Consider the following 26676-nt stretch of genomic DNA (forward strand, 5'->3'; position numbering starts at 1 on the left):
AATTTTCTTTGCATTTTTCCTCCAAAAGTGTCCAACTTTTGGGGTTCAGTTCAAATTCGCAGTTCCCTAACGGTCAGTCGTCCGCTGCGCTCCCGACCGCTCCGCGCTGCTCATTTCTCGGCGCAGTGCAGTTTTACAGTTACTTGAATAATGGATGTGAAACTAAAAAAAAAGCTTCCGGTCGCGGGTCGCAGGTCAAAACCGCGCTATATAGCGCTACATGCTGGTTGTGGCAAAGAAACCATATAACGGGCCTGACTTCGTCAGACCCACCACAACCAGAATGTTTTTGCCCCGCGTCCCGCTCCCTTGCGCTTTTTTTTATCAGGCTCACTACAAAGTTATTCTATATCTTTTCATCGTCAATGCCCCTAATAAGTCTTCCCAAGTTAAAGCGAGCGGCCGGCGCTTCGCGCCGGCCGGGGAACTTAATTAGCACTTGGCAGTGGAATACGCTCATCTGTCAACCAAGTTGATAACTTTGATTTAAGTGATGTTGCCCCAAATGTTCCTTCTGCCGTAATATGACTATCTGGAGAAGAAGGGAAACTTTCATGATAAGTATCTACCCCGCTTAACCAATAACTATCTGATAATGTGCAAGGAAATGCTGTAAGAGCTCCATTTAAATCTTCCAAATCAAAATAATAATAATTAGTATAATTATTCATCATATCATATGCTCTTCCACTCCCCTGCCGCAATTCATATTTTGTTTCAGTACCATCTTTAGTAAGCACATAATTTGAACCACATGGATTATTAATTTTTTCAACTTTCCATCCATTTAAGTTTCTTAAGAATTTTAATGAATACTTAAAATTATCTTGATGTAATTCCGTCCAGCCGTTTTCTATTGCCTTCCATTTTACAAAATACCCTTCTGAATCAAAAAACATTAATCTCTTATTATTATCATTATCCTCCGAAGTATTTTCGTATTCACTATAAACAGAGCTATAGTCATTTGAATTTATATAAATTGATTTTTTTTCAATTTTATCCTCGTTTGGTTTATTTTCATACGCATAACCTTTTATTCCACTGGATGTTATTTTCATATCCCACCATTTAATAATATCCATATTAGAGTCTTGAAGTGGATTTCTAACACTCAGTTCTTTTTTTGTTTTTCCAGAAGAAGAGCAGTCAAATCTTACATAAGAATGTTCATTATTACCTCTTTTATGGCCTTCATCAGTATTTTTGTTTGTCATATAAAGCACTGTATCTAAAGTATCAATAGAATTTTTTGTACATTTCAAAACAGAATCATATACACCTTGGAAATGATTAGCATCGATTTGCATAGCATAAACTTCAACTCTAGAGAAAATATAGGCTATGTTTTCACTTGAATCGTAATCAACTTGAAATGCTTTAAGTAAAATTTTCATACCTACATTGTTTTCTATCTGATAAGTACCAATAACTTCATCAGTAAAAAGTTGCCCAAATCTTAAATTTCCAATTGCATCAGCTATTTCACCCTTAGTCATCTTAAGAATACACTGTGTTGTACTTACCTCACCAGAAAGGATTTTGTAAGTATATTCTTGCTCTCTATAGAAGCCTGCACCTGTAAAGCCATCATAATTACCATCAGTACTAGTAGGTACAGGAGTAAGAGCACTGGAATCAACTGTAACTGTATTATTCGTATCTATTGTAAGAGTATAATTGACAGGTACGGCGGTTCTTGCACTTTGATTACTAGAGATTTTTACATTTGTATCCAGAGCATTAATTACAGCTCTTGGACTCGCAAAAACATCAGTCTTGCTTCCTCCGCCCGCATCATCACTCATGTTAGCACAGCCGGCAAAAGAGAATAAAAAGGAAGAAATTAAAAGGATTGTTAAAAGGCAGGTTTTGTTTTTCATAAGACACCTCCGATGGTTTTAACCACAGTAAACGGGCTTGGCCCTAAAAAGCTGCAACGCAGCCTTCGCTCACTTTTTTGATTGAGATGTCGTTTCTATAGAGAATTATCTTTCCCAAATTTCATTCTGTCAAGAAATATTTTAATAAATTGTTATATTTTTTTTCGATTTTTTATCCTCTTCATTTCCGAAATTTCAAAGTCTGCGGATATATTAACTATAGAAAGGAGATTTTTATGGGAAATATTAAACCAGTTGAAGAATTAAAATTTTCGGATAACTTCATGTTTAATCAGGTTATGCAGGATGACAGTACTTGCATCGGACTTTTGGAACGGCTTTTGAAAATTAAAATTGATCACATTGAACGGGTTCAATTAGAAAAGGAGATAAAACCATATTACAGTTCAAAAAGTGTAAGGCTTGATGTCTATGTAAAGGATAGTGATAAAGTTTATGATATTGAGATGCAATCCAGAGATTACGAAGATCTTCCCAGAAGGTTGCGATATTATCAATCCATGCTGGATGCAAATGCCTTGGTAAAAGGACAGCGATATTCTGAACTGTATGACAGTTTTATTCTATTTATATGTAAAAATGACCCTGTTGGTGTTGGTTTTCCAGTATACACTTTTCTTGAAACATGCCAGCAAAATAAAAATATCCTTTTGGAGGATGGAACTCACAAATATTTCTTTAATGCTGATGCGGCTGAAAAGGAAAAAGATGTTGAAATCCGCAATTTTCTGAATTATATTAAAACAGATGATGCTTCTGATGAGTTTACCAGAAAGATTGATGATATGGTAAAACGTATAAAGCAGAATGAAGAATTCAAGGAGCAGTACATGTTTGAATCATTGGCGTTACAGGATGAACGCAGATGGCAAAAAATTCAAGACGCTGTCATAATTGTAAAAAAATATGGAGCAAGTCCTCTTGAAGCTGCTAAAGATTTAGATATAACAGAAAAAGAAGTTCTTAAGGCTCTTGAAAAAGAAAAGCAGAAAGCTTAATTTGTTCCCGTAAATGAATTGACTTGTTCCTGTATGTGACCTCGCGTACAGGAACAAGTCTCTTTAAATACAGCAATAAATGACTGTGCATACAGGAACAAATCTCTTCACACACGGCAATAAGAGAGCATAAATACAGCAACAAATTATCTTAGTCATACCCGTGCCCTCTGTTACAATTTCTACGAAATTATGAAGATTAAACAGGAAGATTAGGTAAGTTATTCTGCCAGAAAGTAAAGATTGAGTTTATCCATTTCCATAAGGAATTAAAAATTTCACCAAAATTATTTCTGACTTGAGAATTCAAAACAAAAGGAATAATAAATATCGTTCCCAAAAAGAATATAAGGCATTTCTTTTTTATTGTTTTTCTCTTGAAGCCTAAAGAAAATTGAAGTGTGAGCAGAAGTAATAAGGCTATAATCAGTAAGGAACCTATAAATATAATTTTATAGGTTTGGCTGGAAAGTGTTTTTGAGAATTCAATCAGAGGAATCACAATTGAGGTAATTATTAGAAGTAATAATGAAACTGATTTTTGAACATCTTTTTTTGAAAAAATAATGCATAGCTTAAGCATAAAGAATGCAAAAAAATAATCAAAAAATGAAAGTTTAAAAATCGCTTCTATTAACGCATATATAGAGTTTAAATTTTTATTTAATTCTTGATTAAAAGCAGGAATACTAATTTTTAATAAAATAACAATAGCAGTTAAAAGAGATAAATCTGCACATAAATCTATTGCATTACAGATAAAACTTAGGAGAATATTTTTTTTCTTTTCTTTAAGATTTGATGTTTCAGATTTTTTTTCATATTCTGCTTTTTCAGATTTATTTCCTTTCTTTGATGATGTAAAAAATTTTGTAATTTTGTTGGAAAAGTTTTTTAAACTGATTTCAAAATTATCTGTAAGGATTGAAAAAAAATCTGGAATATTCAGAAGTTTCAATATTAATTTATGTTCGTTTGCTCTTGTGACAAAATTCTGCTCATTAAAATATCCTGTAAAATAATCCCGGACAATTTTTTCGAGTTCAGCAATCTCTTCTTTTGGGAAATCTGTTGGAAAAAGAAAAATGTATTCTGTAAGTCCGGTTTTCAGATGTAATTCATTTGCAATTCCATCTGTTTTGGCAAATGCAAGCTTAAAATCTGTATTTGCCTTACTTAAAAAATTACAGTTACATTGAGAACGCTCAATATTTTCACCATCATTTCCGCTCACTTCAATAGTTGAAAAATTCCATGCAAAACCTTGTTTTGTAAACAGAAATCCTCTCTCCCGTACCGGAACAGAACATGCTCTTCCTGCCCATATTGCTAAAAGGATTTTATCATCAGAAGGAAGCTGATAATATTGTTTTATTACCTTCTCTGCATTATCTGAAAATTTTGTCTGAAAAATAAAATCATTCTTCATTATAGAACTTCCTCTTCTTAAAGACTTAAATAAAAATATCTGTTATATAAAATATATTAACCCGTATTTTTAGGGATTGCAAATAAAACTGCCGGCCCTTAAATCGCAAAATAAGTTGAAAACCAAGGCTTTCTGAACTATAATTTTACTATTACACGTTTGGAGAACTGAATGAGTGACGAATTAGATCCTGAGATTTCTGCTTTGCTGGGAAGTAGCGGTGGCGCGGCTTCTGATGCGGAGCCTGTTGAAGACCTGATTGAAGATGTAGAGACTCTTGACGATGACGTTGGTGCTGGCAGCAGTTTTGGTAGTGATTTTGGTAATATGTTTGGAGCAAGTTCCGGACAGGCAAGACCGGCTTCAGCTTCCAGCGGGCCTCGTACCATTCATGATGTTGACCTTAGTAAAACTGAATTCAATAAGCTGGAAAAGCTTGTAAATGATACTCCTTCCGACGTATACGACGATCCTAAATATTACAAAACCTGTCTGACAGGCGAAAATAATATGGCTCAGCGTGTTCATCAGCTTTTAACTAAGTATTTGACTACAACTGATCCTAAAGACCGTTCGGTTTTCCGTCAGCAGATTATTACAGCATACTGGGAACTTTTGCGCGGTATGGTTGGAAAAATGTCCAGCATGTCGACTCCGCTTCCTAAACGAATGCTTGTCCGCTACGGAATCATTCTGCCTTCCCTCTTTAAGCCGGAAAATAAAGAATTCTTTTCTAAGATGATTCTGGAAAACGTAACTGGCGAGCCTGTTTTATACGTTGATGAATGGTTTAAGGAAATCGCTGCCGGCCGTATGTCAAATTCGGCAACTGATGAAGCTAAAAAGCCTCGCGCGCCTGAAAATTCTGAGGCTGCAAGCAAGGAAGAGAAGGCCCGATTGCAGCAGTTGAAGTCAAAGAACTCCGGCCGCCTTCAGAGCGCTGAAAATATTCTTAACATCAAGGAAAATGAGCGTAAGGCTATCGAAAATGAGCTTATCCGCGATATCCAGCAGATTTGTACTCATGCCGCCCTTTACGGAATGGAGCCTCATACTGCAGAACTGAATGAAGAGCAGAGAAAACTCTTCCCTGTAATTGCTGATTTGATGCGCCGTCTTTCCCGCAATGATAAGGAATTTTCTAAGGCATTTGCAGAATATAAAGAAGCAAAGGGCACTTACGAAAGCGTTGCAAGTAAAGTTCAGGCTGCGGGGGGTGAAGACGAAGAATCTAACGATACAGAAGCAGTTAAGCTTGAATTTGAAACTTACCGCCAGATGGCAAAGATGACTGTAGGTCGCCGCGGTAATCAGTTCCCTCTCTTTACCCGCGAATTCTTCCATTGTACAGAAAACGGAACCGGTATGCGCGAAAACGTAATTGAAGTTTTGCGCTGGATTGAATCGCTTGATCCGGGTGTTTTCGTTCGTATGCATAAGAATGTTGGTAACCGCATTGTGCCTTATGTTCTTCTTGCGCCAACTTACGGTGACCGCGGCTTCTGCTGGGAACCTTTTGACCGCTACAACCGCGTAACAAGCCGAGGCCGTATCGTTGTTCCTATGTACCCTCGTGATTTGAAGATTGCAGTTCTTACAGCAGTTGCAGATTTGCGCTGGCAGGTTGCAAAGGAAAAGGCTTCTTACTACTGGATGGAGGAAGGTCTTACCGGTCAGTATTACCAGCACGTTGAGCAGCTTAAGCTTAAGGGTGATTTGAAGGAATTCTTTATTGAAGATTATATCCTATGGATGACAAAGGAAAGTACTGGTGTTCAGCGTCTTGATAAGGACGTTCGCGGTATTTTCTGGCGAAACATGCCTTTCCCGAAAGAGCTTAAGGAAGATTTGCGTAAACGAAGTCTTGTTTATGATGAATTGTGCAAGAAAGACCTGAACCGCGAGATGTCTGACGGTTATTAGCCGATAATAAAAGCGAGCTTTTGGCTCGCTTTTTTTTATGCAGTTCGGAGAAGTGTTGGAGCCGGCTGCGCTAGTCTTGCCGGCGAGCGGTTCTATCGATGAACCTAAAGCGACCCGCTGTCGCAGCTCGCTTTTTAACGGTTCTTCGATTTTACGCTTATTCCCACCCGAAAGTTGCAGGCGGCTTGTTTGTGGCGTCAAAGTAGAGGGCATCTACAAACGGAAGTTCTGCAATCTTATGAACAATGGCGTTCATTACTTCTTTTGGCAGAAGTGCAAAGCGGGCTGTCATTACGTCTTCGCTGATTACCGGACGCAGAACGAATGTTGCGTGCTCGGCGCTGCTTGCGTATGGAAGGTCGATTGTTAAGTGCTGGAAAATCTTGTTGTACCAGCCTGAATTATGAAGTTCTGTAAGAACGATGTTATCAACCTCGCGAAGCTGGTCTAGGCGGCGGCGGTCGCAGTAGCCTTCCTGAAGTTTAAGATCGCTGTCTGCAAGACCGGGACGCTGGAAAAGCTTGATACAGGTGCGGTTGATGTATTTTGCGCTGTTTGTAATGGAAGAAGAACATGCTTCAACCTTTTCGCGCTTGTCCGGCAGGTGGTAGAAGCCGTCGCCTTCATCAGCAAATGTAAGAAGAGCCGGGAAGCGGTAAGTTCGGAAGTCGCCCTGAACACCAACAGAGCGCACTGGAAGAACTGCTCGCTTAAGCTCTTTTGTGCAGTTTGGACAGAACATGTCCAAGGTAACGCTTTCAAGTTCCCTGGTTGCTGCGAGCAGTTCTTCATCATCTTTTTTAGACCATGATTTTCCGTCGTTACACAAAACGTTGATGGAAAGTCCAGGTCCCGGGAAAGGATGACGCATAACAAGCTCGTCAGAAAGACCGAGTTTTTTACCGATATTGCGGACTTCGTCCTTGTACAAATCGCGGATTGGCTCAATAATCAGGCCTTTTGCAATCAGCTCCTGAATTCCTGCAACGCGGTTATGGTGAGTTTTGATTGTGTGAGAGTTTTTAGTTCCGCCCGACTCGATGATATCCGGGTACAAAGTTCCCTGTGCAAGCAGCCAGCTGTCATCAAGATTCTGGCGGGCTGTAACTTCGTTGCGGACAGTGATGAAGTTTTCGCCGACTGCCATACGTTTTTTCTGAGGATCAGTAAGACCTGAAATTGCATTAAGGAAGCTTTCGCTTGCGTCTTCTACGATGAAGTTTGTAAATCCGAACTTGCGGTAAGCTTCTGCTACCTTGTGGCTTTCGTTTTTGCGCATAAAGCCGTTATCAATGTGAAGGCCGAGAACTCTGTTCTGACCGAGGGCTTTATTCAAAAGTGCAAATGTGATTGTTGAGTCAACGCCGCCGCTGAGGAAGAGAAGAACGTTACGGCCGTCAGCATCTTTTTTGATGTTTTCAAGAATTACCTGAAGAACAGTGTCCTGATCCCAGTTCTTTTCCATGCCGCAGAAGTGAGCAAAGTTTTCAAAAATCTGATTTCCGCAAGGAGTATCTTTTACTTCGCAGTGGCACTGAAGGCTGAAGCGTTTTTTACTAAGATTCTGAAGGGCTGCGTAAGGACAGTCTTTTGTTGTTCCGACAACTTCAAAACCCTCGCCCGGCTGCAAAACTCCGTCCTGATGGCTCATCCAAACCTGCTGGCTTGGCTCAATTCCTTCAAAAAGCGGTGATTTTACACCGTCTTTAAGATTAAGCTGGGCAAAACCAAACTCGCCTACATCAGCCTTTCCAACTTTTCCGCCGTAAGATTTTGCCATAAGCTGATGACCGTAGCACAAGCCAAGAATAGGCAAGTCCAGTGATAAAATTTCTTCATTAAATTCTGGAACATTTTCTTCATAAACAGAAGAAGGTCCGCCACTCATAATCACGCCCTTTGCGTTTTCAAAAACGTCCAGGCTTGCAGACGGAAGTGCGATTTCTGAATAGTAGCCCAGCATACGGAATCTTTTTGCAATCAAGTGCGCATACTGGCTTCCAAAGTCTAAAACAACGATTTTTTCGCGAGCCATAAATGTCCCCTGTGAATAAAATTATCCTATTGTAGCAAAAAACAAAATTCTTTACAAAGTAAATTTTCAGGATTTTCAGGCTGCAAAATATGAGAATACATTGTCGTAACTTTAGTAATACTGTATAGTTTAAGTAAAATTTCATTTGGAGGAAAAGAATGAAAAAAATCGTTTTGACAGCTCTTGCAGCAGCACTTTGCCTTTCTTCATTGAGCGCAGCAAAAGCTAAAAAAGAAAAGTTAATTAAAATCGGCGTAATTCAGCTGGTAGAACACTCAGCTTTGGACGCAAACTACAAAGGATTCGTAGACGGTCTTGCAGAAGCAGGATATGTTGACGGCCAGAACATTAAAATCGACTATCAGAATGCTCAGGGTGAACAGGCAAACTGCGTTACAATCGCAGAAAAACTCATCAACAACCGCAGCGACTTGATTTTTGCAATCGCAACTCCAGCTGCACAGGCTGTTGCAAACCTTACATCTTCTATCCCTATCCTTGTTTCTTCAGTTACAGACCCTGAATCTGCTAAACTCGTAAAATCAAACAAGGCTCCTGGAACAAACGTTTCCGGAACTTCTGACCTTACTCCATGCGCTGCTCAGATTACCCTTCTTAAAAAGCTTGTTCCATCTGCAAAAAAAGTTGGAATTCTCTTCTGCTCTAACGAACAGAACTCTTACTTTCAGGCAAAACTGGCAGAAGATGCCTGCAAGAAAAACGGTCTTGATTTTGTAGAAGCTACAGTTTCTAACTCAAACGAAATCCAGCAGGTAACACAGAACCTCTGCGGAAAAGTTGACGCAATTTACTGTCCAACTGACAACATGATGGCAGCCGGTATGACACTTGTAAGCCAGATTGCAACTGATAACAAGGTTCCTACAATCGTTGGTGAAGAAGGTATGGTAAAAAACGGTGCTCTTGCAACTTACGGTATCAACTACTATGAGCTTGGAAAACAGACTGCAAAAATGGCAGTTGAAGTTCTCCGCGACGGAAAGAAGCCTGCTGACATGCCAATCCAGTATCTGGACAAGTGCGACCTTTCTGTAAATGAAGCAACTGCAAAAAAACTTGGAATTACAGTTCCAGCTGATTTATAATTTTTAGATTTTATTCTATAATGTCGGGCGGATGTTCTGCTTTATAATAACAGCAGGCTTCCGCCTTATTCATTTTAAAAGTAAAAGGAAAAATCTATGCCAATATTGTTTGCTATGGAAGGCGCAGTTTCCCAGGGTATTTTGTGGGGACTGATGACTTTGGGTGTTTACCTTACCTTCAGAATTTTGAATGTTGCCGACATGACCGTTGACGGAAGTTTTGCGGCGGGCGGTGCGGTTACAGCAGTTCTTATCATCAAGGGAATGAATCCTGTTCTGACTTTGCTTTTTGTTTTTATTGTTGGATGTATCTGCGGTCTTGCAACAGGTTTTATGAATACAAAGCTTAAAATCAACATTCTTCTTGCAAGTATTCTTACTCAGATTGCCCTTTATTCTATTAATATACGCATTATGGGAAAGGCCAATACTCCGCTTTTGGGAAGCCCTACTATGATGTCAGGCCTTCGTGATTTGACTGGCGGCGCCTTGAACAATACCCGTTCTTCTTTGATTATCGGTATTGTCGTAATTGCCGCTATCATCGCGCTCATGTACTGGTTCTTTGGAACTGAATACGGAAGTGCAATCCGCGCAACTGGTTCTAACGAGCACATGGTTCGCGCAATGGGTGTAAACACAAACAATACAAAAATCGCAGGCCTGATGATTTCTAACGGTATGGTTGCAATGAGCGGAGCCCTTGTTGCTCAGAGCCAGGGCTATGCTGACGTTGGAATGGGAACCGGTACAATCGTAGTTGGTCTTGCCAGCATCATCATCGGTGAGGTGATTTTCGGAGCTCACTTCGGTTTCTGGTACACTCTCCTTTCTGTTGTATTCGGTTCTGTTATTTACAGAATTGTAATTGCTGTTGTTCTTCAACTTGGTTTGAAATCAACAGACCTTAAGCTTTTGACAGCCCTGATTGTTGCAATTGCACTTTCCGTTCCAGTTATAAAGACAAAAATTGACCGTCGCCGCCGTTCTCTTCCGGGCATGAATCTTGAAGATGAAGCAAATACCCGCCACAAAGACGAAGATTTAAGACGTGCAGAAGATGATACTTCTAAACTTATTCCGGAGGTAAAATAATGCTTAAGCTTTTTAATGTTTCAAAAACTTTTAATCCGGGAACTGTTACAGAAAAAAAGGCTCTCCGCGGTATCAACCTTGAACTTGAAGACGGTGATTTTGTAACCGTAATCGGAGGAAACGGAGCCGGAAAATCTACTCTTTTAAATCTGATTGCAGGCGTTCACTACACAGACACTGGTTCTATCTTCCTTGACGGAATGGATTTGACAGGAAAGCCTGAATACTTCCGCGCAAAATATCTTGGCCGCGTTTTCCAGGACCCTATGCTGGGAACTGCAGCTAACATGGAAATTCAAGAAAACCTGGCAATGGCAATGCGCCGTGGTAAAAAACGCGGTCTTGCATGGCACATTCAGAACTCAGAAAAAGAGCTCTACCGCGAAAAGCTCGCTTTGCTCGACCTTGGTCTTGAAAACCGCCTTACAGCAAAAGTAGGACTTCTTTCGGGCGGTCAGCGCCAGGCCCTTACACTCTTGATGTCTACTTTGCAGAAGCCAAAGGTTCTTCTTCTGGACGAGCACACTGCTGCCCTTGACCCTAAAACTGCAAAAAAGGTTCTTGAGCTTACAGAAGAGTTCGTTCAGAAAGATCACCTTACAACCTTCATGGTAACCCACAACATGAAAGACGCCCTCCGCTACGGAAACCGCCTTATCATGATGATGGAAGGTCAGATTGTATTCGACGTCCGCGGTGAAGAAAAGAAAAAGCTGACAGTTGAGGATTTGCTTGCCAAGTTCAACACCAGCGGCCAGGTAAGCGACAAATTAGTTTTAGGCTAATTTTTTCAAAAATCCGCTCCAGACCTCTTGATTAATTCCCCAAGATTTTATATATTAATTTCACCTTCGGGGAATTAGCTCAGTTGGCTAGAGCGTCGGCTTTGCAAGCCGAATGTCAGGGGTTCAAATCCCCTATTCTCCAGATAGATTTTTAAAGGGACACTTGAATTAAGCAAGTGTCCCTTTTAGTTTTTAAATCCACTTACATGAACCAGGCTGGAGAATAGGGGATTTGAAGCGGAATGAGCGCCGAGCAGGTGCGAGGAAGAGGCGCCATGGATGGCGCCGGAAGCGAATGGAGACGGCGTGGAAGGAGCAGCCGGGAGGGCTGCGACTATAACGCCAAATCCCCTATTCTCCAACTAAATATTTTAAGAAGCACCTGCAAATGACTGCGGGTGCTTTTTTAATTTTAAAATCCACTTACATAAGGGACAAATCGCAAGCATAGCTTGCTCCGAGCGTTTTTATCGTAAATCCTAAAACAGCCCGCTGCCGCAGCCTGTTTTTTAACGGATTTTCTATTTTATGCTGGATTTGAAGCGGAGTGAGCGCGCCGACAGGCGAAAAGCTGCCATGGATGGACGCGGAAGCGAACGCAGACGGCGTGGAGGAAGCAAACACGATGTTTGCGACCGTAACGCCAAATCCCCTTATAAACAATCCTTTTCCCCCTACATACCATAACAAAGAATTCTATTCAAAGCGCCTCATACTATGCTATACTTTTCTAAATGCCAAAGTTTCCTGTAAAGCGACTTTTCAAATTAGAATACATCCTCATCTTCTTTTCTTTTATAACCTGCCTTACTACAGAGATTTTCAAACACAACACATTGGAAAGCTTTACAAAAATTGATAACGATATCAGGGAACTTCAGATTTTATATAACGATCCAAGTAAATCATCAGCCTACAAAGACGAACTTTACTCCAAGATTATGGATGAATGCCTTCCTTATATCTATTTTTCAACAGAATCAAAACACAAATTAATAAGAATACTTGAGCTTTTCAAATACGACGCAGTTTCATGGAACACAAACCATCAGAATGCAAAATATTTTACAAATCTTGTCGTAGCCTTTCATGCTGATATAAAAAATACCCAAAGAGCAATCCTTTTCGGCTTTGACAGCATGCTTTTCTGCTCTGTTTTTCTTTTATTCCTGGCAACAATTGTACTTATTTCAAAACGTTCAGAAGCAAAGACTCTTCCAAACCAGGAGCCTTATCAGGATTATTCAAAAAAATCCCTCTCATCAAAGCAGATTGTTGCTTACGCGCTTTTTACAGCATTCGCCATAGGCTTTAATTATCTGACATCCTTTATCCCAAGAAATGTTTCTGTGCCGCTTTATCTAGACTCAACAATGACAATGGCTGTTTCAGCCCTCTGCGGAATATCTTTCGGAATAATCTGCGCAATCATTTCAAACGTAATTCTTTTCCTTTCAAATTCAGTCTTAATTCCATTTGTCCTATGCCACATCCTTACTGCAGTGCTTGCAGGACTGACCTTCCGCCATCGCAGAAACAGAACTCAAAACGCAAGACTCACTTTTGATGTTTTTTTGTGGGCCGGAGTCTGGAGCGCAATCACCAACGGCCTTTTAGGTGATATCATGGCAAATCACATGTTTGACACATCAACAGCCTCTCCAATTCTGGACGGTTCGGTTTTAGGACTTTACGTAGTTTTCAACAATCTTACAATTGCAACATATTTAAGCGGACTTTTCACAAACATTTCTGATAAATTATTCAGCGCGTCAATCAGTTTCATCATCTACGCATTAATCAGTAAAAAAAATAAAAATATTTTTAGATAATTCCATAATTAATGTTATAATTAACTTACTGTGGATTACGCGTGGATTATTCAAATTAACAGTTTAAATCTTGTTACTCTGGGAATTATTTTATACAGTGTCTGCAAAAATTATGACCGCCAGATTCGCCAGCGATATTTTATTAATGCGCTTGTAATCGCAATGATTTCCTTTTCTGCTGATATAAACTGGGGCTTAATCGAAGGAAAATTCATCAACGAACCAAGGATTGCCAACTTCCTTACAAATTCCACTTACCTGATTTCTACAATCATTTTGAGCTACTGCTGGTTCTGCTACGTTGAATACGCTCTTGGCGCCTCTTTTATGAACAACAAACTTGTTCGCAAAATTATCACAATTCCAGTTATCATCATCGTAATCGGGGTAATTCTTTCATATTTCAACGGTTTCTTCTTTTATATTGATGAAAATAATATTTACAGACGCGGAAATTTCATCATCCTTCATACAGCCTTCTGCCACATCTACACAATTTTTACGACAATCCACGCTGTAATCCGTTCGGTAAAGTGTAAAATCTATCTTAAGGCAATCGAATATCGAATTCTTGCAATGTTCCTCTTCTTCCCTTTTGGAATCGGCATTATTCAGATTTTATTGCCCAATATTCCGACTGTAAGCTCTGGAATCACGCTTTCTTTCCTTTATATTTACATCGATTTGCAAAACCTTTTGATTTCGGTTGATACACTTTCCGGCCTGAATAACCGCACCCAGCTTTTGCGCTACCTTGGAGCCCGCCTTAAATCAAATCCTCTGGAAGGCAAGCTTTACGTTTTTATGCTTGATGTAAACAAGTTTAAGAAGATTAATGATACTTACGGTCACGTTGAAGGTGATAACGCCCTTATCCACTGTTCGAATGCCCTCAAAAAGGCAAACAAAGACAGCAACAATTTTATTGGTCGTTATGGCGGTGATGAATTTATCATTATTGCAGATCTTCAGAGTGACTTTGATGCTGATTTAATCTGCGAAAAAATCCGCAATGAGCTTGCTAAAATCTGTAAGGAAGAAAAAATCCCTTACGACCTTTCTTTAAGTTTTGGCTATGCCTACTACAAAAAGGAAATGCACACCATGCAGAGTTTTATTGCCGCTGCCGATGAAAAGCTCTACGAAGCAAAGAAAGCCCGCGACTTAGCAGTAAAGCACTCATAAAAAAAGGCATTGCCAGAATAATCCAGCAATGCCCTTAATCAATCCTTCAAACCTTAATTAAAGAACCTTCAGTTTATACTTCCATACAAACGGAATAGTAAAGCCTTTGTAACCTCCATTCTTGCTAAGATAGAAGCGAGCACCAGCTGTAAATGTTCCAACTTCTGTCTTGAAATCAAAGTTCGGATAAATAATAAATGAGTGACTATTTTTTATCGTTTTACGAGTTTTGTCAGCGTTATAAGCAATTCCTCTACACGAAATTGTGAGCTTATCATTTACATCATATCCGGCAAAAAGAACCGCACAATATGAATTGTATTTATCTCCATCAACATCTTTCTGCTCAACAAATTCTTCTGTTGTAGAATTGTAAGACTTACCTGTAATATCATATAAAGCATCAGCAGCAATAAAAAGACCAAAATCAGCAAATTTATAGCCCACTGATAAAATTGCAACATGCTCACAGTTAGGAAGATAATCATAAGCCATGAAATTATATGAGTAACCAGCATTTAGAGTAAGATTTTCAACCGCAAGAAGTCCTACATAAGCACTGATAGAACGATTATTGTTAGTAGTATCTTGTGAAGTTACTCCAATAGCAAAGACATTCGGAAGTGTATATGAAGCACCAAGATTTAAATCTAAATATGATTCATACCCCGTTCCTGCAGAAAGCTGAAATCCAGCCATATTAAAAAGGACAGCTGCTCCGTTATTGCCGCAAAGTTTTGAACTTACATGATTATCATCTAAAGCCTGCAAATATCCGTGTTTCATTGCCCATTTTGTAAAAAAGGCATTTCCAAGCATAAAGTTCAGAGGCTGAACAGGACGAAAATCAACATATCCACGTGTTTGAATTGCGCTATTTTTTCCATCCTTATTTCCGCTTCCGTTAAAATCAAGTCTCACTCGAGAATCAATATATTTCGAAGTAACATCAAGCTGCAGTCTGTCTGATATATGGGTATCTTCTTTATCTCCCGATCTGTCAAAAATAAGGAAATCATCACCACTCAAACTGTCCGTATTTCCTCCAAAGCTGTTTGTAACACTTACACTTTGAGCTGTAACAGAGAAGGTCATTACTGCAAATATTACGACCGATGAAATTAATTTTGTTAGTTTTTTCATATTATCTCCTGTTTGAGCAGGTTCTATGCCCGCTAGAGTGAAATATAACAATATTTTATCATACCTTTTTGGAATTACCAGTATTTTTTTTCACTAATTGTAAAAGCCCCCCGTTTTCATTAAAATTGTTTTGTTTTAATAAGAGTAAAGATTATTAAGGAGATATTTTTTATGGCAGACACAATGCATGCTTTGGAAAAAAATCCAAACTGGAAAGGTCGTCGTGGTCCTGTTGTCCTGGTAATTATGGACGGCGTTGGATATGGTAAATATGAAGAAGGTGATGCAGTAAAGGCTTCTAAGATGAAGTATCTGGACTGGTTCACAAAAAACTGCCCTCACACAAAACTTAAAGCTCACGGAACTGCTGTTGGTCTTCCAACTGATGATGATATGGGTAACTCTGAGGTTGGTCACAATGCTATGGGTTGTGGCCGCGTTTTTGCTCAGGGTGCTAAGCTTGTTGGTGAATCAATTAAATCTGGCAGCATGTTCGAAGGTGCTGTATGGAAGAAGCTTGTAAAGAATGTTCAGGATAAAAACTCTACATTCCACCTGATTGGTCTTGTTTCTGACGGAAACGTTCACTCTCACATTGATCACCTTAAGGCTATGATTACTCAGGCTCACAAAGAGGGTGTTAAGACTCTCCGCGTACATGCACTTTTGGACGGACGTGATGTTCCTCCTACAAGCGCTCTTGAATATTTTGAACCACTTGAAAAATTTCTTGCTGAATTCAGCGATGTAGACTATCAGATTGCTTCTGGTGGTGGACGTATGTACATCACTATGGACCGCTACGGTGCAGACTGGAGCATGGTAGAGCGCGGATGGCACGCTCACGTTCTGGCTGACGGCCGTCAGTTTGCAAGCGCAACAGAAGCTATCAACACATACCGCAATGAAAACGCCGGCCTCCTCGACCAGGATATGCACGAGTTTGTAATCGCAAAAGACGGAAAGCCTGTTGGTCCAATCGTTGACGGCGACAGCGTAATCTTCTTCAACTTCCGTGGTGACCGCTCTCTTGAAATTACTGCTGCATTCGAAGAGGATAACTTCCCTCACTTTGACCGCGTACGCCGCCCTGCTGTTGAATATGCAGGTATGATGGAATACGATGGTGATAACCACAAGCCGGCTCAGTTCCTGGTAAACCCACCAAGCATTGACCGCACAATGGGTGAATATCTTACAAAGTCTGGTGTTCATCTTATGGCAATTTCTGAAACTCAGAAATATGGTCACGTTACTTACTTCTTCAACGGTAACCGCCCTGGTGAATTCGACAAGAATCTTGAAACATACGTTGAAGTTCCATCAGATGTTGTTCCTTTCGAGCAGCGCCCATGGATGAAATGTGCAGAAATTACTGACAAGGTAATCGAAGCAATCGAAAGCGGAAAATATGACCACATTCGTCTTAACTACCCTAACGGCGATATGGTTGGACACACTGGTGTATTCAACGCTGTTGTATGTTCTATGGAAGGTATGGACCTTCAGCTTGGCCGTCTTAAGGCAGCAATTGAAAAGGCAGGCGGTATCCTCTGTCTTACAGCTGACCACGGAAACTCAGACGATATGTACGAGCACAAGAAGGACGGTTCAGTTGCTATGGGCGCTGACGGCGAACCAAAGCCAAAGACAAGCCACTCATTGAACCCAGTTCCAGGTATCATCTACGACCCAGAGTACAAGGGAGAATATGATACAGAAAAACTCAATGAAGGTTTAGGAATCTCTTCTTGGCCTGCAACATTGATGACTTTGATGGGCTTTGTTCCACCTACAGATTATGACAAGTCTATCATCAACTTGAAGTAGACGATAATCGAAGAACCTAAACTTAACTGCAACAGTGGTTCGTAAGTTCGAAGAACTTATTAAGCTGCTTGCAGCGACGTTTAGGTTCATCGATAAAACGTCTCAAGCGGCGAGACTAGCGAGCCGCACCCACTCCCCACCTGGCATATTATTAGTTATTATGGAAATGGCAATTTTATTTTTTTCTGTACTGGCAACAGAATTTATTGCAGAAATGGGCGACAAAACCCAGCTCATGCTGATTGGACTAACTTCAAAATATAAAATCCACGACATTACAATCGGAACTCTTGCGGCAATCCTCATCCTGAACGCGCTTGCAGTTTTAGCGGGCGGCTTTCTGAATCAGATTTTAAATCAATGGCTTTGGGCAGTAAAGTTTGCAGCCGCCCTTGCCTTTTTATATTTTGCCTTCAGCACTCTCCTAAAAAAAGAAGATGAGGAGGAAGAAGGCGGCGAGTCAAAAATCCGATTTGCCCCCCTTGCAGTTTTCTGCACCTTCTTTATGGCAGAACTGGGAGACAAAACTCAGCTGACCGCCGTAACTTTCGGCGCCAACTACGGCCTTGCCCGCGCCTCTATCGTATGGCTTGCCTGTTCGATTGGATTTTTCCTTGCAGACTTCCTTGGCATGCTGGCAGGCCTGCTGCTGAAGAAAAAGTCCCCGGAGAAGGCACTGAAATTTATCTCCTTCGCCCTCTTCTTCGTATTTGGTATTTTGACCGCCTGGGAAGGCATTCTTTTGTTAATGAAATAATAGCCACAGATGGGACACAGATTTGCAATGGTTAAAAACTTATTCTTCAACTTCCAAATCCTCTCAACCATTGCTTAACTTGCGCAGGGCGCAAGTTGTAGGATAATCCGTGTCCTATCTGTGTGTATCTGTGGCTAATTTTACAACAAGCTGTATTCCCGCATTCTCGGCGGAGCAAATTACGGTTCTGCCCGAAAGCACACACTAGCATTTGTAAACATTTCCTGTCTATTGTCAAAAACATCAAAAAACATCATATTATTCCTACTATGTACAAACCAGAACTATTAAATTCACTTAAATCTTACAGTGGCAAACAGTTCCTTACCGACTTCATCGCCGGTATCATCGTAGGAATCGTTGCTTTGCCGCTCTCAATCGCATTTGCAATCGCAAGCGGCTGCAGCCCTGAAACAGGACTGTACACAGCCATCATCGCAGGTTTCTGTATTGCAGCCTTTGGCGGAACCCGCGTTCAGATTGGAGGACCAACAGGTGCCTTCACAGTAATCATCTATGCAATCGTAAACAATCCGCAGCTTGGAATCACAGGACTAGCAACCGCAACCGTTCTTGCCGGCATCATGCTGATTTTGCTGGGCGCCTTCAAAATGGGCGGTCTTGTAAAATTCATTCCATATACAATCGTAGTTGGTTTCACAGCCGGAATCGCAGTAACAATTGCCAGCGGACAGATCGGCGACTTCTTCGGCATGAGCCCTAACTTCCCTATGAACGTTCTCGGAAAAGAATATCTTAAAATGCCTGGAACCTTCGCCGGAAAAATCAGTGTTTACGCCGCTTCTATCGGCACAATCAATCCATATTCAATGTGTATGGCAATCATCAGCCTTGTAGCCCTCTTTTTGTGGCCAAAGGTAACAAAAAAGATTCCGGGCTCACTGATTGTAATCATCGCAGCCACTGTAATTCACGTAATTTTGAACAAAAGCTTCGGCTTCGAAACAGTTTTGATTGGTGACCGCTATAAGATTCCTTCAGGACTTCCAACTCCTGCCCTGCCTTCCCTCAGCCTTTCAACAATTCAGACTGTATTCCCGACAGCAGTTTCAATCGCAGTTCTTGCCGCAATCGAATCGCTCCTTTCGGCAGTAGTTGCAGACGGTATGATTGGTACAAAGCACGACTCTAACAACGAACTTATCGGCCAGGGAATTGCAAACGTTCTCAGTCCTCTTTTCGGAGGACTTCCGGCAACCGGTGCAATCGCCCGAACAGCAACAAACATCAACAACGGCGGACGCACACCAGTAGCAGGCATGATTCACGCAGTCGTTCTTCTTTTGATTATGGTTTGCTTTGGAAAATACGTTGAATACATTCCGATGGCAGCCCTTGCAGCAGTTTTGATTCAGGTTGCATGGAACATGGCAGGAATTCCTGCAATCCGCGCCCTTATTAAAGGACAGAAATCAGACATCACAGTTTTGACAGTAACTTTCTTAATCACAGTTTTCGTAGACCTTACTTATGCAATCGGCGTAGGCCTCATCTTCGCTGCCTTCTTCTTCATCAAGAAAATGATTGACCTTTCAGAAGTTCAGAGCGGAAACCGCACCGTTGTAACAGGAATCCTTGGCGACGGCTCTACAGAGCAGATTGAACTTCCAAAAGGTGTTCTCGTTTACGAAGTTGACGGTTCACTTTTCTTTGGAACAGTCCGCAAGTTCGAATATGCAACAGAACGCGCCGGTTCAGACTGCAAGGTTTTGATTCTCCGTATGCGCAACACAATTTACATCGATGCCGGCGGTCTCCGTGCCCTTGAACAGTGCAAACAGGCCTGCGACCGCAAAGGAATCACAATCATCCTTTCGGGCATCCACACCCAGCCATACATGCTCTGCGAAAAAACCGGCATGGCAGACAAAATCGGCCGCGAAAACATTTTCGACAACATCAACGCCGCCCTTGAACGAGCAAAAGCAATCGTTGGAGCTTAGGAATATTGCAGGTGTCAGTTTTGCTTGTCAAAACTGATGTTCGGGCTGGAAAAACCGCAATTGCAAAGTTCATTTTTAGCCCGAACAGGCCAGTCTTAACACCAAGTCGCAATTCGCAGTTCCCTAACGGTCAGTTGCGGCAAAAATTGCCGCAACCGCTTCGCGCTGCTCATTTCTCCGACCAGGTGACTATTTAAAATAAAAAATCCGCGCTCCCAGGTTCTTACAACACGGGTAAACGCGGATTCTCAATAAAAATCAGCATCATTTCAGCATCTTCTTGCTACTTCATTATGAGTCTTGTAGAATTTATCCTTATCATCATACATAGCTTCATCAGCAAGATGCATTGCCATGCGGAGCTTGCCTGCATCCTCTGTCCAGTGAGAACCGATTGCAAAGCAGACATCATTACCATAAGAAGATTTTTTCTTGATTTCCGAAACCTTCTTTTCAAAATCAGCTTTTTCCGCACCCGGAACAATTACAACAAATTCATCACCGCCGGCACGATAAATCTCATCATCCGGGAAAACTTCCTTAAGGAGATTAGCAGCATTCTTCAAAAGCTTATCGCCCTCTTCGTGACCGTAATTATCGTTACAGGTTTTAAGGCCGTTCAAATCGGCAAAAATAATTCCAAAAGGAGTGCGAACCTGCATTTTATGGGAAATATGCCAGTCAACCCGGGCATTCATTGCATTTCGGTTTTTAATTCCTGTCAGAATATCAATATTGCTCATATATTCCAGCTTTTCCAGCATCAGATTGTTGGAAATCTCTGCAGAAAGGAAGAAGGCCGTAAGAGTTATGAATTCCTTAATTTCAACGAATTTTTCAACATCAAAATTAGTAGCAAAAAGCACACCGATAATCTTTTTTCCCTGCATTAATGGAACAAGAACAACACTTTTTACTTCAGCCCCCCTGAGACTTTTTGCCCAGACAGGATTTATTTTTTCAAGCTCCTCAAGATCATGCTCATCTTTTACAAAAATAGAATCACGATCTTTAAGCATTCTTACCCAGGAATAAACAACATCCTTACTAAGATACTTCATAAAGTCGTCAATAGTAGCTTCATCATTGCGGTATTTAGAACACAAAGGAGCTACCTTATCTGCTTCTTCATCAATCATAAAAATAACGGAGCAGAAGGAATCAGTTTTCTCCTGAATATCGGCAATAACCTTGTTCATTGCTTCAATAAAATTGTCAGCACCACGAAGATTTATACAAGTCTGTACGACAAAGTTTGCAGATTCCATAGAAAGGTCAGACATAAGCTGGGCATCAGGATTTTTTGTAAAGTAAAATGTAAAAACCATGTAGCTCAACCTGTCAGTGTCAACAGAAGAATCAAGCGGAATGTAAGTGCCGTCTACCCAGGTATCCATGGATTTTGTATCAACATAGGCATGCAGATGCTGCTTCAAAACAGCACAGCGATAACAGAAGGCTTCATAATTGGGTTCTTTTGGAATAATATCAGAGTAAATTGCATTATCATAAAAATTCGGTTGAAGAGCTTTATATCCAGAATTACCGGCAACAAAGCGGATATCGCCATACTTACCTTCTTCTTTTTTTTCTACCGAAATAACAACTGCAGCCTGAGAAAAACTGTCTACTAAAGCTTGAAAATCCATATTACTATTATTATAGTCCCATTTTTCAAATCTATCAAAAAAAATTATTTCAAAAAAAAATGGGCGAGATACCTCACCCATTCGCTATTCGGAGTTTGCTAGCGCGCAGTCGTCCGCTTACGCGTCCGACCGGCTTCGCCGCTCCTCATATCTCGCGCCAGCTGCCTCTTAAATATGACAGCCAGACACTCCTATTTGTTTTACTTAAATCAGCAATCTTGCGTAAGCCTTAAGAGCACCATCCATCTGACCGCTCAAAACAGTCTTAGCAAGCTTCTTACCAAGCTGCACACCTTCCTGATCAAAACTATTGATATTCCATACAAAGCCCTGGAACATTACTTTGTTTTCATAGTGAGCAAGCAAAGCTCCAAGAGATTTTGGATTCAAATCTTCACCGTAAATCAAGCTTGATGGGCGTTCACCGGCAAAAGCCTTGTTAGGGTTTTCATCGGTTTTTCCACATGCAAATGCGATAATCTGAGCAGTTACGTTAGCGCAGAGTTTTACCTGGCTTGTAGAACCTTCGATTACAACATCATCACCTGTCTGATTCTTCTTGAATGCAATGAACTGCAAAGGAATAATGTCAGTTCCCTGGTGTAAGAGCTGGTAGAATGAGTGCTGACCGTTTGTTCCAGGTTCACCAAAAATTACAGGACCTGTTACATAGTTAATCTTCTCACCAAAGCGGTTTACAGATTTTCCGTTTGATTCCATATCAAGCTGCTGAAGGTGTGCAGGGAAGCGGCTGAGAGCCTGTGAATATGGAAGAATTGCTGTTGAAGGGAAGTTCTGAACATTGCGCTCGTAAACACCAATCAAAGCGTCGAGCAAAGCTGCGTTCTTTGTGATGTCTTTATTCAAAGCAAGTTTATCTTCTTCTGCAGCACCATCAAGGAATTCCTGGAATACTTTTGGACCAAAGGCAAGGCTCAAAACAGCTCCACCTACTCCAGAAGTTGAAGAATAGCGGCCTCCAATGTAATCATCCATATAGAAAGCTGCCATGTAGTCTGGGTTGTGAGCCAAAGGAGATGTTTCAGAAGTAACGGCAATCATGTGCTTTGATGTATCAAGACCAGCTTTTTTCAGGTAATCTTTTACAAAGCTTTCGTTTGTAAGGGTTTCAAGAGTTGTTCCTGATTTAGAAACAAGAATGAAAATTGTCTTAGACAAATCAAGTGATTTTGCAACAGCAGAAGCATCATCAGGGTCAACGTTAGAAATGAAGTGAGCTTCCATTTTGAAAGTGCCGTTTTTCTTTGCCCAGTTTTCAAGAGCAAGGTACATAGCACGTGGACCAAGGTCAGAACCACCGATACCAATCTGACAAACTGTTGTATATTTTTCGCCTTTTTCGTTTACAAGTTTTCCTGAGTGAACGTCATTAGCAAAATCAGCAATACGTTTTACTTCGTTGATATAGAACTCACGTTTGTTTACACCGTCAGCAACAACGTCTTTTCCAAGCTGTCCGCGTGTAAGCTGGTGGAGAACCATGCGTTTTTCGCCAGTGTTGATTACAGAACCGTTAAGCAAATCCTGATACTTTTCTACAAGCTGAGCTTCGTCTGCAAGTTCTGCAAGAGTTTTAAGGATCTGTTCGTTAACCTGTTTAGCAGCATAATTATAAGTAAGACCGCCGCCCATCTTTACAGAATAGTCAGCAACGCGTTTTGCTGCATCAGAAGATGAAAGTTCTTTTGCAACAGAAACCATACCTTTAAGTGACTGAAGTTTTTTCCAGGCAGAAAGTGAATCTGCATTTGTCCAATTAATCATATATTGCCTCTAAATAAATAATGATTTGTCGAGAAAAACTCGTAAGTAAAAGTAATATATAGGAAATATTAAGAAAATTCTACATTTTGGAAGAAAAAATGGCGCGAGTGAAGGCGTGAATTCGGACTGCATTGCAGGGTGCGAGCGAAGCGAGTCAGATTCCTTATACCCTGCACCCGCAGTCCGCAAGACACACCGTAACGGGAGCCATTTTTGTTCTAAAACTTGGTAAAAGACATTTTATATAACAATTATTTTTAATTTAATTCATATATTTTTAACCCGTTTTTTCTTGACAACTTCACTATCTAGAAATACTATTAAAGGTATGGATTTGAGAACAGTATTAACAACAGACACAGTAAACCTTCACCTGAAGGGAACAACTAAAGAAGAAATTGTAGACGAGATGCTTGAAGTGCTTTATAAGGCAGGAAAAGTAACAGATAAAAACGCTGCACGCGAATGTGTACTTGACCGTGAACGCAAAATGTCTACAGGAATGAAACATGGAATCGCAATTCCACACGGAAAGACAGATACTGTTACAGACTTGGTTGCCTGCATCGGTATTTCTGATAATCCTGTTGATTTCGATTCATTGGATCAGGAGCCATGCCGCATTTTCATCATGACACTCTCTCCTGTAAATAAGACAGGTCCACACCTTCAGTTCCTTGCTGAAGTAAGCCTTTTGTTCAAGAGCCCTGAAAAACGTCAGGAAATCTTGAATACTCAGGATAAAGCTGAAGTTATCAGAATTCTTACTGAATAGTTTTCAGCCATTTTGAATATGAATTTCACAAGCCTTTGCGTATTTGCGCAAAGGCTTTTTTTTTGCTATACTCCTGCGCATGAAACTGGAAGCCTTATTTAACGTAAGTAACAATAAACTCTTTTGGATTAAGGACAATTCTCCTGCCGACTCTGACTCTTTTGAAAAAATCAGCATTAAATGGTCACAGGTAGAACTTGATGATGAAGTTTACAACGAAGAATTCCTTGCAAACCTCCGCGACCAGCTTAAGGCCCTGGATGAAGCAAACAAATTTGCAATCCTGATTCCAGAAATTGACCGGCCATATGAGACTCCAGTTCAGAAAGAAGCTTTTACTAACGCGATGAACCATGCAGCCCGCCGCGTAAAAGACTGCGTAAGCGTTGCAGGCTTTTTACTCCCTGAAGCTTTACTAAAAGACGGACTTTCTGCCGGAAAAGCAGCTGCAGATTTTATGGAAACTCTGGCTGTAAAACACGCGCAGTATGTTTATTTTACAAAATCAGATGACATCAAAGCTCTCAATCTGGCAGAAGATATTTCAAAATCAAACGTTGTAGTACTATAAAACTACATTATTTGCGAAATATTACACTATTTGCAAATATATTCCAAAAAAAATATAAAAAAAACGAAATTTTCACTAAAATTCACTTGATTTCTTTTTGCGAATATGGCAATATATAAATCGTTCTGACGAAGAACACCAATTAAGAAAGGTAACTGATGATGTACGGAAACGATGATTCAAACTTTAAAGTTTCTTCAATGTTTGCCGCTTCTTTAGGACTTATCCTGGTTGTTGCAGCACTTCTCGTTTATTTCCTCTTACCAGCGGATAAAAATAACGAAGCAGAGGAAACAATAACTCTTGCTAATCTTTCGGAAGAAACCGAAGACGAGCTTACACTAGCGTTTCAGGATTATTTTTCTGAATACACAGTTAAAAAGCTCAACGATAATACTGATAACGGTTTGATTTTGTACCGTCAGCCGCTTTCAAAAGCTGCAGTAGAATGGTTCTACTATCAGATTACCGGAAATAAAGTTGTAGCTAATGCTATACTTTCTCAGGCCGAAGCAAATGATATTCCACTTTCACTGGCTTTTGCTTTAGCTCATACAGAAAGTTCATATAACGTAAAAGCTATCAATCGTAACGCTAACAGTTCGATTGACCGCGGGTTGTTCCAGCTGAACAGTAATTCGTTCCCTGGACTTACAGAAAGCGACTTTTACGATGCAGAAAAAAGCGCCTACTACGGACTTTCACACTTGAAGTTCTGTTTGGGTTCTGCAGGAAATGAAGTTTCGGCTTTGGCAATGTACAATGCCGGAACAAACAGAGTGCGATCTAATAAGACTCCGCTCTCTACATTAAATTATATCGGCAAAATTCTGGCGTATCAGAAAATGCTTGAGCAGCTTTTTGAAGAACAGGTGACACCTTATTTTGAAAATCAGATTTCACCTAATCTGACTGTAGCATACGTTGGAAAGAAATAAGCGGGAAACCGCAAAAAGAAACTCCAGAGCTCCGGTAACGGACTATCTGAAGTTTCTATAAGACAGCCTCCTAATTTTAAGCAAGACCGTTTTTTTAGTTTTTTTTCGGTCTTGCTTTTTTTTTGTCTTCAGCTTATTTTTATTCTGTTAAATATTTAACAATAACTATCAAATTCCGCTAAATTCAGCCTTATTTAAGCCAAATTCGCTGAATTTATCATTAAAAATTATTGTCCCTGACAGAGGAGATACCTATAATGCAGTCATCACAATCACAAGTTCCAGAAATTGTGAAAAAAAGAATGATTCAGCTTTGTACGCTGCTTGAATCTTTTTCAAAGGAAAAAATCACTTCGCAGGAGATTAAGGCTCTTACGGGGTGGACGGATTCTACTATCAGACATGACTTCTGGCTGATGGATTTGAAAAAAGGTGTATCAAACGGCTACTTTACGGCTGAACTCAAGGCAGAGCTGGAAGAAAAGCTTGAACTTAAAGCTGATGAAGAAAGCCCTAAGAAAAACCTCTGCATTGTGGGATTAAACAGGCTGGGAGCAGCCCTGCTGGATGAAAATATGTTTTCTGACAGCGGTTTTGCGATTAAGGCGGGATTTGACACCAACCTTTACAGGGTTGAAATCCTGCGCTCATCTTTCCCCCTCTACCCTGCAAGCCAGATGGACTTTGTGATAAAAAAAGAAAAGATTGAGTACGCAGTTCTGACAGTTGATTCTAAGAACGCGCAGTCAATGGCAGAAAAACTTTCAAAGGCGGGAGTCCGTGGCATTGTGAACATGACGGATACAGTTTTGAAAGTACCTGACAATGTAAAAGTGGAAAACGTGTCCGTACTAACGGCACTTAAAATAGTAAGTTAGATTTAAAGGTACTAGGTTCTAGGTTACAGGTTCTAGACCGGGGCGTTGCGGGGTGTCCCCGCAGAAGGGGTAGCGAGCAACGAAGTGCGAGCGA

General features: G+C 40.6%; 20 protein-coding genes and 1 tRNA gene. 15 read left to right on the forward strand and 6 right to left on the reverse strand.

Annotated features, from left to right (window positions below; all coding sequences use genetic code 11):
• Positions 1 to 428: 428 nt before the first annotated feature.
• A complete protein-coding gene (locus T530_RS0108520) occupies positions 429 to 1883 on the reverse strand; it encodes a hypothetical protein (protein WP_027728647.1) in 1455 nt (484 codons plus the stop codon).
• Positions 1884 to 2119: 236 nt separating this feature from the next.
• Here T530_RS0108520 and T530_RS13960 point away from each other — a divergent pair, with 236 nt between their 5' ends.
• Positions 2120 to 2902, forward strand: coding sequence for an Rpn family recombination-promoting nuclease/putative transposase (locus tag T530_RS13960; RefSeq protein WP_051537904.1), 783 nt, complete (start codon positions 2120 to 2122; stop codon positions 2900 to 2902).
• Between the two features lie 199 nt (positions 2903 to 3101).
• On the opposite strand, the gene T530_RS0108530 is transcribed toward T530_RS13960, so the two are convergent.
• Entirely contained in the window at positions 3102 to 4331 is a 1230-nt protein-coding gene (locus T530_RS0108530) for a hypothetical protein (RefSeq protein WP_027728648.1), read from the reverse strand.
• A gap of 171 nt (positions 4332 to 4502) precedes the next feature.
• Here T530_RS0108530 and T530_RS0108535 point away from each other — a divergent pair, with 171 nt between their 5' ends.
• Complete coding sequence (locus tag T530_RS0108535) at positions 4503 to 6254, forward strand: hypothetical protein (protein ID WP_027728649.1); 1752 nt, start codon at positions 4503 to 4505, stop codon at positions 6252 to 6254.
• A 157-nt stretch (positions 6255 to 6411) separates the two neighbouring features.
• On the opposite strand, the gene guaA is transcribed toward T530_RS0108535, so the two are convergent.
• A complete protein-coding gene (guaA, locus tag T530_RS0108540; protein WP_027728650.1) occupies positions 6412 to 8289 on the reverse strand; it encodes a glutamine-hydrolyzing GMP synthase in 1878 nt (625 codons plus the stop codon).
• 158 nt (positions 8290 to 8447) lie between these two features.
• Between guaA and T530_RS0108545 the strand changes: the two genes are divergently transcribed.
• From T530_RS0108545 to T530_RS0108575, 6 genes are all read left to right on the forward strand, one after another.
• The gene (locus tag T530_RS0108545) at positions 8448 to 9395 is read left to right on the forward strand and encodes an ABC transporter substrate-binding protein (protein WP_027728651.1); all 948 of its coding nucleotides are present in this window, start codon (positions 8448 to 8450) and stop codon (positions 9393 to 9395) included.
• A 96-nt stretch (positions 9396 to 9491) separates the two neighbouring features.
• Complete coding sequence (locus T530_RS0108550; protein ID WP_027728652.1) at positions 9492 to 10490, forward strand: ABC transporter permease; 999 nt, start codon at positions 9492 to 9494, stop codon at positions 10488 to 10490.
• The gene (locus T530_RS0108555) at positions 10490 to 11275 is read left to right on the forward strand and encodes an ABC transporter ATP-binding protein (RefSeq protein WP_027728653.1); all 786 of its coding nucleotides are present in this window, start codon (positions 10490 to 10492) and stop codon (positions 11273 to 11275) included. The genes T530_RS0108550 and T530_RS0108555 overlap by 1 nt, the downstream gene beginning before the upstream one ends.
• Before the next feature lie 68 nt (positions 11276 to 11343).
• A tRNA-Ala gene (locus tag T530_RS0108560) sits at positions 11344 to 11417 on the forward strand.
• 592 nt (positions 11418 to 12009) lie between these two features.
• Positions 12010 to 13107, forward strand: coding sequence for a hypothetical protein (locus tag T530_RS14800; RefSeq protein ID WP_051537905.1), 1098 nt, complete (start codon positions 12010 to 12012; stop codon positions 13105 to 13107).
• 30 nt (positions 13108 to 13137) lie between these two features.
• Complete coding sequence (locus T530_RS0108575) at positions 13138 to 14292, forward strand: GGDEF domain-containing protein (RefSeq protein ID WP_027728654.1); 1155 nt, start codon at positions 13138 to 13140, stop codon at positions 14290 to 14292.
• A 57-nt stretch (positions 14293 to 14349) separates the two neighbouring features.
• On the opposite strand, the gene T530_RS0108580 is transcribed toward T530_RS0108575, so the two are convergent.
• Positions 14350 to 15435 carry a hypothetical protein gene (locus T530_RS0108580; protein ID WP_027728655.1) on the reverse strand — a complete coding sequence of 362 codons (1086 nt, stop codon included), beginning with the start codon at positions 15433 to 15435 and terminating at the stop codon, positions 14350 to 14352.
• A gap of 171 nt (positions 15436 to 15606) precedes the next feature.
• Between T530_RS0108580 and gpmI the strand changes: the two genes are divergently transcribed.
• From gpmI to T530_RS0108595, 3 genes are all read left to right on the forward strand, one after another.
• On the forward strand, positions 15607 to 17265 hold the full coding sequence (gene gpmI / locus T530_RS0108585; RefSeq protein ID WP_027728656.1) for a 2,3-bisphosphoglycerate-independent phosphoglycerate mutase: 1659 nt from the start codon (positions 15607 to 15609) through the stop codon (positions 17263 to 17265).
• 166 nt (positions 17266 to 17431) lie between these two features.
• A complete protein-coding gene (locus T530_RS0108590) occupies positions 17432 to 18022 on the forward strand; it encodes a TMEM165/GDT1 family protein (RefSeq protein WP_252507360.1) in 591 nt (196 codons plus the stop codon).
• Positions 18023 to 18291: 269 nt separating this feature from the next.
• Positions 18292 to 19986 carry a SulP family inorganic anion transporter gene (locus T530_RS0108595; protein ID WP_027728658.1) on the forward strand — a complete coding sequence of 565 codons (1695 nt, stop codon included), beginning with the start codon at positions 18292 to 18294 and terminating at the stop codon, positions 19984 to 19986.
• 269 nt (positions 19987 to 20255) lie between these two features.
• Here the strand turns inward: T530_RS0108595 and T530_RS0108600 are convergent, their stop codons facing one another.
• Both T530_RS0108600 and T530_RS0108605 read right to left on the reverse strand, forming a co-directional pair.
• The gene (locus T530_RS0108600) at positions 20256 to 21635 is read right to left on the reverse strand and encodes a sensor domain-containing diguanylate cyclase (RefSeq protein WP_027728659.1); all 1380 of its coding nucleotides are present in this window, start codon (positions 21633 to 21635) and stop codon (positions 20256 to 20258) included.
• A gap of 204 nt (positions 21636 to 21839) precedes the next feature.
• The gene (locus T530_RS0108605; RefSeq protein WP_027728660.1) at positions 21840 to 23420 is read right to left on the reverse strand and encodes a glucose-6-phosphate isomerase; all 1581 of its coding nucleotides are present in this window, start codon (positions 23418 to 23420) and stop codon (positions 21840 to 21842) included.
• 328 nt (positions 23421 to 23748) lie between these two features.
• Here T530_RS0108605 and T530_RS0108610 point away from each other — a divergent pair, with 328 nt between their 5' ends.
• The 4 genes from T530_RS0108610 (at position 23749) to T530_RS0108625 (ending at position 26582) form a co-directional block, all read left to right on the forward strand.
• Positions 23749 to 24195 carry a PTS sugar transporter subunit IIA gene (locus tag T530_RS0108610; RefSeq protein WP_009103194.1) on the forward strand — a complete coding sequence of 149 codons (447 nt, stop codon included), beginning with the start codon at positions 23749 to 23751 and terminating at the stop codon, positions 24193 to 24195.
• 79 nt (positions 24196 to 24274) lie between these two features.
• Positions 24275 to 24766 carry a hypothetical protein gene (locus T530_RS0108615; RefSeq protein ID WP_027728661.1) on the forward strand — a complete coding sequence of 164 codons (492 nt, stop codon included), beginning with the start codon at positions 24275 to 24277 and terminating at the stop codon, positions 24764 to 24766.
• Positions 24767 to 24924: 158 nt separating this feature from the next.
• Positions 24925 to 25704 (forward strand): transglycosylase SLT domain-containing protein, encoded by a 780-nt coding sequence (locus T530_RS13970; RefSeq protein ID WP_081773706.1) that lies wholly within the window; start codon positions 24925 to 24927, stop codon positions 25702 to 25704.
• A gap of 257 nt (positions 25705 to 25961) precedes the next feature.
• On the forward strand, positions 25962 to 26582 hold the full coding sequence (locus tag T530_RS0108625) for a winged-helix domain-containing protein (RefSeq protein ID WP_051537907.1): 621 nt from the start codon (positions 25962 to 25964) through the stop codon (positions 26580 to 26582).
• Positions 26583 to 26676: the final 94 nt, after the last annotated feature.

Source organism: Treponema sp. C6A8, assembly GCF_000619925.1.
Taxonomy (GTDB): domain Bacteria; phylum Spirochaetota; class Spirochaetia; order Treponematales; family Treponemataceae; genus Treponema_D.